The organism is Mycobacterium sp. URHD0025 (genome assembly GCF_000426065.1).
Taxonomy (GTDB): Bacteria; Actinomycetota; Actinomycetes; order Mycobacteriales; family Mycobacteriaceae; genus Mycobacterium.
This window is the reverse complement of sequence record NZ_AUEQ01000006.1, coordinates 130646-145345: the sequence shown is the minus strand read 5'-3', so window position 1 is coordinate 145345 and position 14700 is coordinate 130646. Positions and strand designations below refer to the sequence as shown.

Below are 14700 nucleotides of genomic sequence, written 5' to 3'. Positions count from 1 at the left end.
CCGAGAGATCAGTACTTCAGCACGCCCCGGTCGACGGCGATCTGGCTGCCCGACAGAGTGGCCGAGCCGTCACCGGCCAACCAGGCCACCACATCGGCAACTTCCTCGGGCGCCATGAAGGCCGCGAGTCCCTCGTTCTTGCCGTCGGTCACCTTGTGATACGGCATCGGGGCGAAACTGTGCAGGAAGCTCGGGAACTTGGAGAAGATCTCGGCCATCGCCTCCGGTTCGATCATCGGAGTGTCGATCGAGTACGGATGGATCGAGTTGACCCGGATGCCGTACTCGCCCACCTCAAGAGCCAGTGTGTTGGTCAGTGCCACCAGACCGTGTTTGGAGGCTGAGTAGTGACCGTTGCCGGGCGTGGCTTTGACACCGGCCGAGGAGCTGACGATGATGATCGACCCGCCGTTGCCGGCCTCGATCATCGCGGGCACGGCGGCGCGGATGGTCCGCCAGGTGCCGTTGAGGTTGACGTCGACGACGGTGTCGAACTGCTCGGGCGACAGCTCGAACAGACGCCCCCAGCTGAGCACCCCGGCATTGGCCACCACGATGTCGAGCCGGCCGAACTGCTCGATGCCGTCGGCCACCACTTGCTGCTGGGCCGCCAAGTCCCGGATGTCGACCTCGCGGGCCAACACCTTGCGGCCCGCTGCCTCCACGGCCGCGACGGTCTCGGCGAGATCGTCCGGTGTCGCGGCCGGGTAGGTGATCGTGTCATCGACCGGCCGGCACACATCGATCGCGATGATGTCGGCACCCTCGTTGGCCAACCGCACCGCGTGCGCGCGGCCCTGACCGCGGGCGGCGCCGGTGACGAATGCCACGCGGCCTTCCAATGTTGCGTTACCTGCGGCCATGCCACGGTCCTTTCAGTGAGCCTGGCCACAGGCTAACAGCAGAAGTAGAACGTGTTCCTGGGCTCCTACCACTGAGCGGGATCACGGATGATCGGGCAGGTCATGCAATGCCCGCCACCACGGCCGCGGCCCAGTTCAGCGCCGACGATCGTGATGACCTCTACGCCGGCCTTGCGCAGCAGGGAGTTGGTGTGGGTGTTGCGGTCGTAGGCGAACACCACTCCCGGTTCGACGGCGACGAGATTGTTGCCGCTGTCCCACTGCTGCCGTTCCGAGTCGTAGGCGGTGCCGCCGGTCTCGACGACACGGAGCTTCGGCAGGTTCAACGCCGCGGCCACCACGTCGATGAACGGTCCGGATTCGGGCACCACCTCGACGCCCGGCTCGGTATCGCTGGGCAGCAAGGTGAATGTGACGATCCTGTCGACGATCTCCGGGTAGACGGTCACCACATCGCGGTCGGCGAAGGTGAACACCGTGTCGAGGTGCATCGCGGACCGCAGCTTGGGCATGCCGGCGACGATCACCTTCTCCGCGGCACCGGCGGCGAACAGTTCGGCGGCCACCTGGGTGATGGCTTGGCGCGACGAACGTTCGCTCATGCCGATCAGCACCACTCCGTTGCCGGGAATCAGCACATCGCCACCTTCGAGAGTGGCTTGCCCCCAAGACTTCTCCGGATCGCCCCACCACACCGTCGAACCCACGTAGTCCGGATGGAACTGATAGATCGCCTTCATCAACAAGGTTTCGTCATGGCGGGCCGGCCAGAACAACGGATTGAGCGTCAACCCGCCATAGATCCAGCACGTGGTGTCGCGGGTGTAGAGCGTGTTGGGCAGCGGCGGCATCAGGTATTCGTTCACTCCGGTGTCCTCGCGGGCCAGGGCCAGGTACCCGGAGCGGACCTCGGCAGGCAGATCGCGGGTGGACAGACCGCCGATGAGGAATTCGGTGAGGCGCCGCTCCGGAAGGGAATCCAGGAATCCACGCGTGTCGTCGACCAGCCCGATACCGACCTCGTTGGCCACGATCTTGCGGTCCAGCAACCAGGCCTTGGCTTCCGCGTTCTGGATCGTCTCGGTGAGCAGGTTGTGCAGTTCGACGACCTCGACACCGCGGTCACGCATCTTGTCCATGAAGTCGAAGTGGTCGCGGCGCGCGTTCTGGACCCACAGCACATCGTCGAACAACAGGTCGTCGCAGTTGGTCGGGGTGAGCCGCTCATGAGCCAACCCTGGTGAGCACACGAGGACCTTGCGCAGCTTTCCCACCTCGGAGTGCACGCCGTACGTGGCGGACGGATTCGACATCACTTTCCTTTCACCATGTGTGGCACTAGATCTGGATCTGGCCGGTGATCAGACCCACGATTCCGGCGACCGCTCCGATCAGGATGACGAAGAACAACACCGCCTCCGGTGCAGAGAACACCCGAAGGCTGCGTTCGCGTCGGGCCATCACATACAGCACGGCACCGGCGGCGTAGAGAATGCAGGACAGCAGGAGATGGTCGAATCCGGCGGCGTACACCAGGAACAACGTGTAGAACGTGGCCAGCCCCGCCACCACACCGTCACCGAACAGCGGTTTGCGGTCCTCGTATGTCTCCCTGGTCAACACCAGCTTCAGCGCGTATCCAGCAGCCAGGAAGTACGGAATCAGGGCCAGCGCCGCGGTGAGGTCCAGCATGAAATCCAGTGCCTCGGAGGTGAACAGCAACAGGATGAGCAGCAGCTGCACCAGGCCGCCGGCCATCACCAGCGCCGCCACCGGCGCACCGTGACTGTTGGTCCGGGCCAGAAAACGCGGCATGTCCTCGGATTTGGCCGGGATATACAGAATCTCGGCCGCCATCAGCGTCCACGCCAGGTAGGCGCCCAGCACCGAGAGCACGACGCCCACCCGGATGAACACCGAACCCCATGGGCCGACGATCGATTCGAGCACCGCGGCCATCGACGGCTGACTGACGGTGGCGAGCTCCGACTGGGGTAACACACCGTAGGACACCAAGGTCACCAGGGCGAACACAGCTAGTACGGACAGGAATCCGATCACCGTCGCCCGGCCGACATCCGCGCGCTTCTTCGCATAGCGCGAATAGACGCTGGCCCCCTCGATGCCCATGAACACGAAAACCGTGATGAGCATCGTGCCCTTGGCTTGTTCGAACACCGAGGCCGGGGCACCGCCTTCGGCCTTCCAACCGCCCCAAAAGTTGTCGGCGAACACTCCGGCCTTGAACGCGATGAGCGCGATCACGATGAACGCCAGGATGGGAACGACCTTGGCAACGGTGGCAATCCGATTGATCACCGCGGCTTCCTTCACCCCGCGCATGATCAGGAAGCAGAAGAGCCATACCCCCACCGAGGAGATCAGCACCGCGAGCACGGTGCTGCCGTCGCCCAGTCCCGGGAACAACGCGTTGGCGGTGGCCATGATGAGCACCCAGTACGACGTGTTGCCCGCGCACGCCGAAGCCCAGAACCCGAACGCCGAATTGAACCCGACGTAGTCGCCGAATCCGGCCTTGGCGTAGGCGAAGATTCCCGCGTCCAGATCAGGTTTGCGGGTGGCAAGGCGCTGGAATACGAACGCCAGCATCAGCATTCCGGTGCCGGCAATGGTCCAGGCGATGATCGCGCCCAGTACCCCGGATTCGGTGCCGAACCGCCGCGGCAGCAGGAATACTCCCGAGCCGATCATCGATCCGACCACCATCGCGGTCAGGGTCGGCAGGCTGACCTTCTCGCTTGCCGATTCTGTCTTCGGTTCAGCAGTGGTCATATCACGTCTTTCGCGGTGCCATTGACGGTGCATTGACGAACGTGAATCCGCTGTAACCATAAAGCACGGGGCGAGCACAAGCTCACGAACTTGCGCAAGGCGTCCTGAGCGGAACGCCAACCGGGTTGATCCGGAACGAGATCAGAGCTCGGCGATGATCTGCTGTCTTTTCGCCGTGTACTCAACGTCGCTGATGGCGCCCGTCGCGCGCAGCGTTTCCAGTTCCTGAAGTCGTTGTGCGGTCGACGGCGCTGGCGGCGCGAGGAAGGGTGCCGATGTCGCGCCCGGTTCGGGAGCCACCACGGACGGGGACGGCGCCGCGTGCTGCGCGGCCGCGCGCCGCACCACGGCCTGGACCTCTTCGCGGGCCGCGGGATTCGCCCGCAGGTCGACCATGCTGTTGATGCCGATGCCGTGCGCCTTGAGGATCTGCAGGATCTCCATCAGCGGGCCGGATTGACCGGTCAGGTCGTAGGTCTTGTTCTCCTCGGCGATGGTGAATGTCGCTGGCATCAGTCCGCTGACCAGACTGCTTCTCTCCCAATCGATCCGGTATTCGTTGGTGGCCGGGTCGACCACGGCGACCAGCTTGCGGTTGGTGATCATCGGCAGCCGCGACACCGAGGCCAGCACGCGGTCCTGACTGGCGAAGGGAGCGATCCCGGGTCCCGAGATCTGCAGATCGATCTTCACCAGCGGTTGCTCGTTGACGCGGGTGTTGGTCTCATGGATACCGGTCACCTGAGCCAGGGCCAACACGCCGACCTGCTCGAGCTTCTCGTTCTGCGCCGCCGACTTCGCCCCGGCGGCGGTGAGTCCCAGGGCGATCAAGACATCGATGGCGGTGATCAACAGGCCTACCCAGAACATCCATTTCATCATCGGGTCGCCGCCGCTGACGAAGTAGATGACCAGGAAGATCGGGCCGACGATGCCGCACAGCAGGACGAAGGCCTGAATGCGGACGTACCGCCAGAGTGTGGACATCACCGGGCTCCTGTCGTCGGTCGGGCGCCATCAGATTAGCGCCCGAGACCACCGGAGATCAGGAGTGGACGACACCCACCGTCGAACCGCCCGTCGGCACCTCCGTCGGCACCTGCTGCTGCATCGGCGACGGACCCAGCATCCGGTACAGCGGCCAGGTCCACCGGTATCCCCCGCTGCTCGACCGGGCGTAGCTGGTGTGGATGGCGATCGCGTTGGCGGTCACCTCGTCGGCATCGGAGTCGTAGTCGCAGACCGCGTCGCCGCGATCGCACACGCTGATGGTGCGACTGCCGACCGACGCAGGCAACACGGCCGGAGCGTGAGCCAGAATCGGCCAGTCCTGTGCGACGCCCTTGCCGACGCCGGACGCTGCGCCGGCCGTGCCCAGGTTGACGGTCGAGTCGGCGGGAAGCCGGTCACCGTCGGCGACCAACAACGCGGCGGCCAGGTTCGGGCTGCCCGACAAAGCGGCCAGGTTTCGGTGCACCACCATCGCGCCCTGCGAGTAGCCGGCCAGAACCACCTTGCTCGACGGGCACTGCTGGGTGAATGCCGCGTACTGGTTCCCGAGCGCGGCAACACCGGTGTCGACACTGCTCATGAAGCCGCCCCAGCCCAGCAGGTCACCGTCGGCGGGCACCGCCACAGCCGGGTAGGCCACGGCCTCGGCGGTCATCGTCCGGCCATCCTGCTGCACCCACACCGACAGATCCCGCAGCGAGTTGTAGACCACCCGGCCCATGCCGGCGTCGACCGTCGGATCGTCACGCTCACCCGAACCGGCGACGCCGATCCAGTGCAGGTCGGGGCACGCCGCGGCCTGCGCCGAGCCCGCCGCGAATCCGACCGCCGTGCCGGCCAGGACGGCGGCCGAAGCCAGCGCCCATATCCGTCGTACTCGTCTCATGTTCACCCCAACCCGTAACTGACCTATGCAAGAAAGATCGTCTCAGCTATCACAGGCGTTACACCGGACCAGCTACAACACCCCGACAGACAAAAGCGGCGCTCACCCGAAGGTGAGCGCCGCTTCAGCGGTACTGAGTCAGATCAACTACTACTTGTTGATCTTGGTAGGCGGAGCCTACTTGTTGATCTTGGTAGGCGGAGCCTACTTGTTGATCCTGGTAGGCGAGCCTACTTGTTGATCTTGGTCACGCGGCCGGCGCCGACGGTACGTCCACCCTCACGGATGGCGAACCGCAGACCCTCGTCCATGGCGACGGGCTGGATCAGCTTGACGGAGATGTCGGTGTTGTCACCGGGCATCACCATCTCGGTGCCCTCGGGCAGGGTAACCACGCCGGTCACGTCCGTGGTACGGAAGTAGAACTGCGGGCGGTAGTTGTTGAAGAACGGCGTGTGGCGGCCGCCCTCGTCCTTGGACAGGATGTAGACGCTGCCCTCGAACTCGGTGTGCGGGGTGGTGGTGCCGGGCTTGACCACAACCTGGCCACGCTCGACGTCCTCGCGCTTGATGCCACGAACCAGCAGACCGACGTTGTCGCCGGCCTGGCCCTGGTCGAGCAGCTTGCGGAACATTTCCACACCGGTGACGGTGGTCTTGGTCGTGGTCGGGCGGATGCCGACGATCTCGACCTCTTCGTTGACGTTGATCACGCCACGCTCGACGCGACCGGTCACCACGGTGCCACGACCGGTGATGGTGAAGACGTCCTCGACGGGCATGAGGAACGGCTTGTCGGTCTCGCGAACCGGATCCGGGATCGACTCGTCGACCGCGTCCATCAGGTCCTCGACCGACTTGACCCACTTCGGGTCACCCTCAAGCGCCTTCAGCGCGGAGACCCGGATGACCGGGGCGTCCTCGTCGAAGTCCTGGGCGGCCAGCAGTTCGCGGACCTCCATCTCGACGAGCTCGATGAGCTCCTCGTCGTCCACGGCGTCCGACTTGTTCAGCGCCACCAGGATGTAGGGCACACCCACCTGGCGGGCCAGCAGCACGTGCTCGCGGGTCTGCGGCATCGGGCCGTCGGTCGCGGCGACCACCAGGATCGCGCCGTCCATCTGGGCGGCACCGGTGATCATGTTCTTGATGTAGTCGGCGTGACCGGGGGCGTCCACGTGGGCGTAGTGGCGCTTTTCGGTCTGGTACTCCACGTGGGAGATGTTGATCGTGATGCCGCGCTGACGCTCTTCAGGCGCATTGTCGATCTGGTCGAATGCGCGCGATTCGTTCAACTCGGGGTACTTGTCGTGCAGAACCTTGGTGATTGCTGCAGTAAGCGTGGTCTTGCCGTGGTCAACGTGACCGATGGTCCCGATGTTGACGTGCGGCTTCGTCCGCTCGAACTTCGCCTTCGCCACTGTGGTGTCCTCCTGGACTTGTTGGTGCTTTTACTTAAGCAGGGGTGTTGATGTGTTCAGTTGTGTGATCTGGAAGGTACCGGACTACTGCCCGGTGGCCTTCGCGATGATCTCCTTCGCCACGTTCGCCGGTACTTCGGCGTACGAGTCGAACACCATGGAGTAGTTCGCCCGGCCCTGGGTCTTCGAACGAAGGTCGCCCACGTAGCCGAACATCTCCGACAACGGCACCTGCGCCTTGACGACGCGCGCACCGCTGCGCTCCTCCATGGCCTGGATCTGACCACGGCGGGAGTTCAAGTCGCCGATCACGTCACCCATGTAGTCCTCGGGAGTCGTGACCTCGACAGCCATGATGGGTTCGAGGATGACCGGCTGGGCTGCCTGGGCAGCCTTCTTCAGCACCTGCGAACCTGCCACCTTGAACGCCATTTCCGAGGAGTCGACCTCGTGGTAGGCGCCGTCGAGCAGCGTCACCTTCACGTTCACCAGCGGATAGCCGGCGAGCACGCCGTACTGCATGGCATCCTGCGCACCGGCATCCACCGAAGGGATGTACTCGCGCGGGATGCGGCCACCGGTGACCTTGTTGTCGAACTCGTAGGTCGCACCGTCCTCGCCGACGAACGGCTCGAGGTCGATGAGCACCTTCGCGAACTGGCCGGAGCCACCCGTCTGCTTCTTGTGGGTGAACTCGACCTTCTCCACCTTCCGGCGGATGGTCTCGCGGTAGGCCACCTGAGGCTTACCGACGTTGGCCTCGACCTTGAACTCGCGACGCATGCGGTCCACCAGGATGTCCAGGTGCAGCTCGCCCATACCGCCGATGACGGTCTGGCCGGTCTCCTGGTCCAGGTGCACCTTGAAGGTCGGGTCCTCTTCGGCGAGCTTCTGGATCGCGGTGCCCAGCTTCTCCTGGTCACTCTTGGTCTTGGGCTCGATGGCCACCTCGATCACCGGATCGGGGAAGGTCATCGACTCAAGCACGACCTGGTTCTGCGGGTCGCACAGGGTATCGCCGGTGGTCGTGTCCTTCAGACCGATCACGGCGTAGATGTGGCCGGCAGATGCCGATTCGACCGGGTTCTCCTTGTTGGAGTGCATCTGGAACAGCTTGCCCAGCCGCTCCTTCTTGCCCTTGGTCGAGTTGATCACCTGTGCACCGGAGTCGACCTTGCCGGAGTACACCCGGACGTAGGTCAACTTGCCGAAGAATGGGTGGGTGGCGACCTTGAAGGCCAGCCCGGCGAACGGCTCGTCGGCCGACGGCTTCCGGTAGACGATGTCGTCTTCCTTGCCCGGGACGTGGCCTTCGGCGGCCGCGACGTCCAGCGGGGTCGGCAGGTAATCGATGACCGCGTCGAGCATGGGCTGAACGCCCTTGTTCTTGAACGCGGAACCGCACAACACCGGGTAGCCGGCGCTGGTAACGGTCAGCTTGCGCAGGCCGCCCTTGATCTCGTCGATCGTGAGCTCTTCGCCACCGAGGTACTTCTCCATGAGGTCGTCGTCGGTCTCGGCGATGGCCTCGATCATGGCGGTGCGGTACTCCTCGGCCTTCTCCTGAAGGTCGGCCGGGATGTCGACGATTTCGTACTTCTCGCCGAGCTTGGTCTCGCCGCGCCAGACCTTGGCCTTCATCTCGACCAGGTCGACGACGCCCTCGAAGTCACCTTCGGAGCCGATCGGCAACTGGATCGGAACGACGTTGGCGCCCAGACGGTCCTTCATGGTCTGCACCGAGAAGTAGAAGTCGGCGCCCAGCTTGTCCATCTTGTTGACGAAACAGATGCGCGGGACGTCGTACTTGTCGGCCTGCCGCCAGACCTGCTCGGACTGCGGCTCGACACCTTCCTTGCCGTCGAAGACGGCAACGGCGCCGTCGAGCACGCGCAGCGAGCGCTCGACCTCGACGGTGAAGTCGACGTGTCCCGGCGTATCGATGATGTTGATCTGGTTGTCGTTCCAGAAGCAGGTGGTCGCAGCCGAGGTGATGGTGATACCCCGCTCCTGCTCCTGCTCCATCCAGTCCATCGTCGCGGCGCCGTCGTGCACCTCACCGATCTTGTACGAGATACCGGTGTAGAAGAGGATGCGCTCGGTAGTCGTCGTCTTACCGGCGTCGATGTGCGCCATGATGCCGATGTTGCGGACCTTGTTCAGGTCAGTCAGCACGTCCTGTGCCACGGAAGTCTTCCCAACTTTTCGCTTGCTTGATTAGGTGTTCGATTGCGCGCCGGCCGGCACCCGACGCTGGATGCCGGGGCGCAGGTATCACCAGCGGTAGTGCGCGAAAGCCCGGTTCGCTTCGGCCATCTTGTGAGTGTCCTCACGACGCTTCACAGCGGCACCCAGGCCGTTGCTGGCATCGAGGATCTCGTTGGCGAGGCGCTCGATCATGGTCTTCTCGCGACGAGCCTTGGAGAAGCTCACCAGCCAGCGCAGGGCCAAGGTGGTGGAGCGATCGGGGCGAACCTCGACCGGCACCTGGTAAGTGGCACCACCGACGCGGCGGCTGCGGACCTCGAGAGCGGGCTTGACGTTGTCGAGCGCGCGCTTCAGGGTGACGACCGGATCGGTGCCGGTCTTGTCGCGAGCCTGCTCCAGCGCGCCGTAGACGATGCGCTCGGCCAGTGACTTCTTGCCGTCCAGCAGAACCTTGTTGACCAGCTGGGTGACCAGCTGCGACCCGTAGACCGGATCGTTGACCAACGGACGCTTCGGCGCGGGACCCTTGCGCGGCATCAGCTCTTCTCCTTCTTGGCGCCGTAGCGGCTACGGGCCTGCTTGCGGTTCTTGACACCCTGGGTGTCGAGCGACCCGCGGATGATCTTGTAACGGACGCCGGGAAGGTCCTTCACACGACCGCCACGCACCAGCACCATCGAGTGCTCCTGCAGGTTGTGACCCTCGCCGGGGATGTAGGCGGTGACCTCAACCCCGCTGGTCAGCTTCACGCGGGCGACCTTGCGAAGCGCCGAGTTCGGCTTCTTCGGGGTGGTGGTGTACACGCGGGTGCACACGCCGCGGCGCTGCGGGCTGCCCTTGAGGGCCGCGGTCTTGACCTTCGCGACCTTGTCGCGGCGACCCTTGCGGACCAGCTGGTTGATGGTTGGCATGTACCGGCTTTCTCTGTGTTGCTCTTCGTGCTCTTGCTAGTTCTAAGTCTCTGTACTGCAGTTATCCCCCGGACACTTACCCCGCGTCCGGGCGTGTCGCACGTGCTTACACCGATGAAATTTCGATGCGTGCTAGACATGCGAATTGGCCCGGCGTGCGGCCACGCTTGCGAATCACTCAGCAGCGTGCGCCTTCCGGCCAGGCACGATCTACCACGATACCAGGGCTGGCCGCGCCGGACCAAACCCGCTCACGACGACCTCTTCCCAGGTCAGACGCTACGACTCCAGTTGGCCCATACCTGCGGCCAGTCGTCGCAGCATATCGGTGAACACCGCGTCGGTGTCGATGTCGTCCATCACACCCGTCATCTCGAGCAGGACGAAGCCGTGCAGAGCAGACCAGAACTGCAGCGCGGCGTAGAAGGCGTTCTCGCCTTCCAGCCCGTAAGAGGTCAGGACTTCGATGACCGGGCCTGCCGCAGCCTTGGTGGCCGCCGAGTACTCCGGATCGTCTCCGCCGAAAGGCATCCGGGTGAATGCCGAGTAGCGACCGGGATGGTGGTGGGCATAGCTGCGGTACGCGCTGGCCATCACCGCCACGGCGTCGTCACGGGTCCGCCCGGAACCCACCGTCTTGAGCATCTCGATGATGTCGTCGATCACGCGCATCCGCACCGTGCGCCGCAGGTCGTCGAGGCTGTGTACGTGGTTGTAGAGCGACGGGCCCTTGGTGCCGAGCTGGCCGGCCAGCGCGTTGATGGTCAGGGCGTCCCAGCCCTCACGGTCCAGGAACGTCAGCGCGGCGTTCACGATGGCATCGCGGCTGAGCTTCGTGGTCCGTGCCGGCCGCGCCTGGGAACGTCGAGTTCCAGCCGCCTGTGCTTCCGGCCGAGCTGACATGTACGCACTGCCTTCGAGTCGATGTGATGACGCCGCCATCGGCGGGTCGCCGTGAAACTGTAGCCCGTCACACAGCGCGGATCAGTTCACCCGGCCTTGACTGAGCCGGGCGAGTTTCTCGGTGATCTGACACAGATCGGGCAGCGAGGCCGGGTTCATCGTCTGGATCGACCACGTGATCACATCCTGGCCCTTGGCCACGTAGATACTGCAGACGTTCGCATCCGCGGCCCGGAAGCCCTGATTGCCGTCGATGGACAGCTCGGTGAGGGTGCGTCCGGCCCTGGTCTCCAGCGTCCTCTCGGTGTCCATGTCGCTTCCCCGGTACCACCACGTGGAGATGCCCATCCCGGCACCGAAGGTCCCAAGGACCGTGTTCTCCTGCCAGAAGCACCCGGTGTCGCTGACCACGGCCTTGGTGAACATCGACGAGCCGACGGCATCGGCGATGTCGGCGTCGGTGATGCCGTTGCAGTCCCCGCCGTGAAAGCCACCACCGGGCCCCGCCGGCTCGGGGGCCGACGATTCCTCCGTCGGCCCGCACGCCGTCAGTGCGACTCCGACGGCAATGCCGGCCAGACACCTCATCGCGAGGTAGCGGTGCATCACGGTCAGAGTTCCGATTGAAGAGTGGCCGACAGCAGCTTCTTGGCGTCCTGGCACGGATCACCCTTGCCGGCCTGCACGGCACTGCCCGCACCGCGGAACTGCACCCACCAACTGATCACGCCCGATCCGGCCGCCGCAGTCGCGGCGCAGGCAGCGCCGGTCACGTCACGGCGCGCGATGAAGGCCTTGTGCCGCTCGACCACGACGTCGGTGATCTGCGCATCCCTACTGTGGGCCACCGCCCGTTCACGCTCCAATGAACCCTTCTCGAACCAGGAGAAGATCACGTCGAGCATCGCGGGCGATCCGGCAGCCGGACCCGGACCCGGTTGGGCCTTACGCGACAGCACGTATTGGCAGACCGCGCCGCTGTACGGGCGCACCACGTTGTCGGCCGACAGAATCTCCTGGATCGTGCTGTCGACGAGCAACCCGCACCGGTCGTCGACGTATCCGAAACTGCGATCGGGGTCAGCGGTGTCGGCCGACGCCCGCTCGGCAGCCCCGTCGATGGTGTGCGAACACCCCGCGACGGTCACCACGGCTGTGACTGCCACGGCAGCAGCCTGAACAACACACCGACGCATTGCTGAACACGGTACCCAGCAGCGACACCGCACGCGACCTGTCGGCGAACGCACGACAAACTGGTCAACACTTACCGCCATGAGGAGAGCGCCACGTACTCTTCTCGCAGCAGATCGGAAGGGGACTCACCGTGAATCGGACAGCTGTGGGCCGGAGGATGCTTGTCGGGCTCGCCATCGGCACCCTCGCGTTGCCGCTGGCGCTCACCGTCGGCGTACCCGGCGCGGCGGCCAAGAACGGTGACACCCACATCACCGGTCAAGGCGTCGAACAAACGTTGGATTGCAACAACGCCACCCTGATCGTCAACGGGACCGGTAACCGGATCAACGCGCTCGGTACCTGCTGGGCCGTGACCCTTCAGGGGTCGTCCAACGTCGTCATCGCCGACAATGTCATCAACGACGTCACCGTGTACGGCTACGACCAGACCGTGTTCTTCAAGAACGGCGACCCGGCCCTCATCGACCGCGGCCGTGAACTGGGGATGACCAACCAGATCAGTCGCGTCCCCGCCTGATCAAGCCTGATCAAGCCTGATCAAGCCCGAACCAGAAAGCAGAGACAGACCGTGCTCACGCGTTTCCCCCACACCCGACTGATCCTCGTCGCCGGTGCCGCAGCCGCTGCACTGACCTTGGCGGCCTGCGGCTCCGAAAGCTCGGACACCAGCACGCCCAGCGCCACTGCCGGACAGTCCGGGGTGAACGTCGAGGTGGGCAACACCATCAATTACATGTCTGTCGGGACCACCACCGACATCGACTGCGCCGACGGCAAGTCACTCACGGTCGGTGGCACCAACAACACCTTGACCGTGAAGGGCACCTGCGCCAATGTGAACATCGGCGGGTCCGACAACAAGATCACCTTCGAGCGGATCGACAAGGGACTCACCATCATCGGGCTGAACAACACCGTCACCTACGCTGCGGGCGATCCGAAGGTCACCAACACCGGCAGCAACAACAAGGTGAACAAGGGTTAATCGGCACTCGCTCCATGTCGGCCCGCCCCCGCCGCGAAACGTCCCGCGCCATCGGCGGCCTCGTGTTTCACCTGATCGATACTGGCGAACTCGAATTCCATTGCCGCCTGCTCTGATTCACCCCACTGGTGCAGAGCCGAAAGGCGGTCGGCCCGCAGACACTGTTGAGGCAGCTTCGCGAGTTCGGCGGCCAGTTCCTCGGCATGCCGGCGCGCTTGTCCTTTGGGCACCACCCGGTTGGCCAGGCCGATCGCGTGCGCTTCGGCCGCGTCGACGGCGCGTCCGGTCAGGATCAGGTCCATCGCCCGGCTCTGTCCGATAAGCCGGGGCAGCCGCACGGTGCCGCCGTCGATCAGCGGCACTCCCCAGCGCCGGCAGAACACGCCCAACACAGCGTCGTCCTCGACCACCCGCAGGTCACACCACAGCGCCAATTCCAATCCGCCCGCCACCGCATGACCGCTGATCGCGGCAATCACCGGCTTGGACAACACCATCCGGCTCGGCCCCATCGGTCCCGGCCCCGCCGGATCCAGCCGGTTCATCTCCGGGGTGCCGAAAGCCTTCAGATCCGCTCCGGCACAGAAGGTTCCACCGGCGCCGGTCAGCACCGCGACCGCGGCGTCCTCATCGGCATCGAACTGCTCGAACGCGGCGTAGAGTGCCGCGGCGGTCGGACCGTCGACCGCGTTGCGGGCGTGCGGCCGGTCGATGATCACCGTGGTCACCGGGCCGTTGCGCTCGACCTGCACAGCTTCGGTCATGTCGCCTCCATGAGTTCGTTACCGTCGCGGGACGCGACTAATTCTGTACCGGCGCGCCGGACGACGAGTTCGGCGGCGAAGTCGTTGTACGCCTTACGCAATTCGGCACCCGGCCAGTTGTCCGGCAGCAGCTCGTCGGGCAGTACCGGATCCGCCAGCAGATGGCGCACGATGCCGGCGGCAGCCACGAACCGCCCCGGGATGTCGTTCGCGGCGGTGATCTCCCCCAGAAGCTCCTCCCCCGTGCGCCGCCAGCCGGGCAGGTCCCACAGCATGGCGGCCAGGCCGGCCGGGTCCTGGTCGCGGGAGCGCAAGAGCCGCGCCCGGCTGGTGATCTCCTGCGGCAACGCCTGATCGAGATTGTCCGGGCGCATCCACACACCCTCGCGCAACTCACCGAACCGGTGCTGCTGCAACGCGTTACGCAGCGAAGCTCGGGTGCGGGCATCCGTACCGACACTGGTGATGACGAGCGTCAGCCACTGGCCGTCGTACGCGCGAAGCCGCGGATCGATCGCGTCGTCCTGCCTGCGCTGGCGGGTCAGCAGCCGGTCCGACAGCCGGTACCCGTCCTCGGAGCGGATCAGGTCACCGGCACCCACCATGCGGGTCAACGCCACCCGCAGCGTCGGCTCCTTGATGTCGAAATCGGCTGTGAGCCTGATCAGTTCGGCGGCACTCGCCCAGGCCGGATGGGCCCCGAGCAGCACGCTCAAGACCACCGACCTGGCCGTCATCCGTTTCAGCGGGGGCAT

Annotated in this window: 16 protein-coding genes; 2 read left to right on the top strand and 14 right to left on the bottom strand. The window is 64.9% G+C overall.

Going from position 1 to position 14700, the window contains the following annotated elements:
• Positions 1–8: 8 nt before the first annotated feature.
• From H977_RS0105075 to H977_RS0105020, 12 genes are all read right to left on the bottom strand, one after another.
• Positions 9–863 (bottom strand): mycofactocin-coupled SDR family oxidoreductase, encoded by an 855-nt coding sequence (locus H977_RS0105075; RefSeq protein ID WP_029106832.1) that lies wholly within the window; start codon positions 861–863, stop codon positions 9–11.
• Positions 864–928: 65 nt separating this feature from the next.
• Positions 929–2176, bottom strand: a complete 1248-nt coding sequence (locus tag H977_RS0105070) for an arginine deiminase (protein ID WP_029106831.1) — start codon at positions 2174–2176, stop codon at positions 929–931.
• 25 nt (positions 2177–2201) lie between these two features.
• On the bottom strand, positions 2202–3656 hold the full coding sequence (locus H977_RS0105065) for a basic amino acid/polyamine antiporter (protein WP_029106830.1): 1455 nt from the start codon (positions 3654–3656) through the stop codon (positions 2202–2204).
• A gap of 141 nt (positions 3657–3797) precedes the next feature.
• Complete coding sequence (locus tag H977_RS0105060; RefSeq protein WP_029106829.1) at positions 3798–4643, bottom strand: SHOCT domain-containing protein; 846 nt, start codon at positions 4641–4643, stop codon at positions 3798–3800.
• Between the two features lie 58 nt (positions 4644–4701).
• Entirely contained in the window at positions 4702–5553 is an 852-nt protein-coding gene (locus H977_RS32580; protein WP_051288716.1) for a cutinase family protein, read from the bottom strand.
• Between the two features lie 230 nt (positions 5554–5783).
• Positions 5784–6974 carry an elongation factor Tu gene (gene tuf / locus H977_RS0105050; protein ID WP_029106828.1) on the bottom strand — a complete coding sequence of 397 codons (1191 nt, stop codon included), beginning with the start codon at positions 6972–6974 and terminating at the stop codon, positions 5784–5786.
• Between the two features lie 84 nt (positions 6975–7058).
• Entirely contained in the window at positions 7059–9161 is a 2103-nt protein-coding gene (gene fusA / locus H977_RS0105045; RefSeq protein ID WP_029106827.1) for an elongation factor G, read from the bottom strand.
• Positions 9162–9248: 87 nt separating this feature from the next.
• Positions 9249–9719, bottom strand: a complete 471-nt coding sequence (gene rpsG / locus H977_RS0105040) for a 30S ribosomal protein S7 (RefSeq protein WP_003881868.1) — start codon at positions 9717–9719, stop codon at positions 9249–9251.
• Positions 9719–10093, bottom strand: a complete 375-nt coding sequence (rpsL, locus tag H977_RS0105035) for a 30S ribosomal protein S12 (protein WP_003881867.1) — start codon at positions 10091–10093, stop codon at positions 9719–9721. Before rpsL ends, rpsG begins: the two co-directional genes overlap by 1 nt.
• Positions 10094–10372: 279 nt before the next feature.
• On the bottom strand, positions 10373–10996 hold the full coding sequence (locus tag H977_RS0105030) for a TetR/AcrR family transcriptional regulator (RefSeq protein WP_029106826.1): 624 nt from the start codon (positions 10994–10996) through the stop codon (positions 10373–10375).
• Between the two features lie 81 nt (positions 10997–11077).
• Positions 11078–11602: a DUF3558 domain-containing protein gene (locus H977_RS0105025; protein ID WP_051288715.1), complete on the bottom strand. Its 525-nt coding sequence runs from the start codon at positions 11600–11602 to the stop codon at positions 11078–11080.
• A gap of 5 nt (positions 11603–11607) precedes the next feature.
• Positions 11608–12192 carry a DUF3558 domain-containing protein gene (locus tag H977_RS0105020; protein ID WP_029106824.1) on the bottom strand — a complete coding sequence of 195 codons (585 nt, stop codon included), beginning with the start codon at positions 12190–12192 and terminating at the stop codon, positions 11608–11610.
• Positions 12193–12350: 158 nt separating this feature from the next.
• On the opposite strand from H977_RS0105020, the gene H977_RS0105015 reads away from it, so the two are divergent.
• Positions 12351–12713, top strand: coding sequence for a DUF3060 domain-containing protein (locus H977_RS0105015; RefSeq protein WP_036475155.1), 363 nt, complete (start codon positions 12351–12353; stop codon positions 12711–12713).
• A 51-nt stretch (positions 12714–12764) separates the two neighbouring features.
• On the top strand, positions 12765–13181 hold the full coding sequence (locus tag H977_RS0105010; protein WP_029106822.1) for a DUF3060 domain-containing protein: 417 nt from the start codon (positions 12765–12767) through the stop codon (positions 13179–13181).
• On the opposite strand, the gene H977_RS0105005 is transcribed toward H977_RS0105010, so the two are convergent.
• On the bottom strand, positions 13178–13945 hold the full coding sequence (locus H977_RS0105005; protein WP_029106821.1) for a crotonase/enoyl-CoA hydratase family protein: 768 nt from the start codon (positions 13943–13945) through the stop codon (positions 13178–13180). The genes H977_RS0105010 and H977_RS0105005 overlap by 4 nt on opposite strands.
• Complete coding sequence (locus H977_RS0105000) at positions 13942–14700, bottom strand: PaaX family transcriptional regulator C-terminal domain-containing protein (protein WP_081681621.1); 759 nt, start codon at positions 14698–14700, stop codon at positions 13942–13944. The genes H977_RS0105005 and H977_RS0105000 overlap by 4 nt, the downstream gene beginning before the upstream one ends.

Bases quoted from the DNA above. Each gene is read 5' to 3' on its own strand.
- H977_RS32580 (WP_051288716.1), bottom strand. From the start codon at position 5,553: ATGAGACGAGTACGACGGATATGGGCGCTGGCTTCGGCCGCCGTCCTG.
- H977_RS0105075 (WP_029106832.1), bottom strand. From the start codon at position 863: ATGGCCGCAGGTAACGCAACATTGGAAGGCCGCGTGGCATTCGTCACC.
- H977_RS0105025 (WP_051288715.1), bottom strand. From the start codon at position 11,602: ATGCACCGCTACCTCGCGATGAGGTGTCTGGCCGGCATTGCCGTCGGA.
- H977_RS0105070 (WP_029106831.1), bottom strand. From the start codon at position 2,176: ATGTCGAATCCGTCCGCCACGTACGGCGTGCACTCCGAGGTGGGAAAG.
- H977_RS0105065 (WP_029106830.1), bottom strand. From the start codon at position 3,656: ATGACCACTGCTGAACCGAAGACAGAATCGGCAAGCGAGAAGGTCAGC.
- H977_RS0105015 (WP_036475155.1), top strand. From the start codon at position 12,351: ATGCTTGTCGGGCTCGCCATCGGCACCCTCGCGTTGCCGCTGGCGCTC.
- H977_RS0105005 (WP_029106821.1), bottom strand. From the start codon at position 13,945: ATGACCGAAGCTGTGCAGGTCGAGCGCAACGGCCCGGTGACCACGGTG.
- H977_RS0105030 (WP_029106826.1), bottom strand. From the start codon at position 10,996: ATGTCAGCTCGGCCGGAAGCACAGGCGGCTGGAACTCGACGTTCCCAG.
- rpsL (WP_003881867.1), bottom strand. From the start codon at position 10,093: ATGCCAACCATCAACCAGCTGGTCCGCAAGGGTCGCCGCGACAAGGTC.
- H977_RS0105000 (WP_081681621.1), bottom strand. From the start codon at position 14,700: ATGCCCCCGCTGAAACGGATGACGGCCAGGTCGGTGGTCTTGAGCGTG.
- rpsG (WP_003881868.1), bottom strand. From the start codon at position 9,719: ATGCCGCGCAAGGGTCCCGCGCCGAAGCGTCCGTTGGTCAACGATCCG.
- H977_RS0105060 (WP_029106829.1), bottom strand. From the start codon at position 4,643: ATGTCCACACTCTGGCGGTACGTCCGCATTCAGGCCTTCGTCCTGCTG.
- H977_RS0105020 (WP_029106824.1), bottom strand. From the start codon at position 12,192: ATGCGTCGGTGTGTTGTTCAGGCTGCTGCCGTGGCAGTCACAGCCGTG.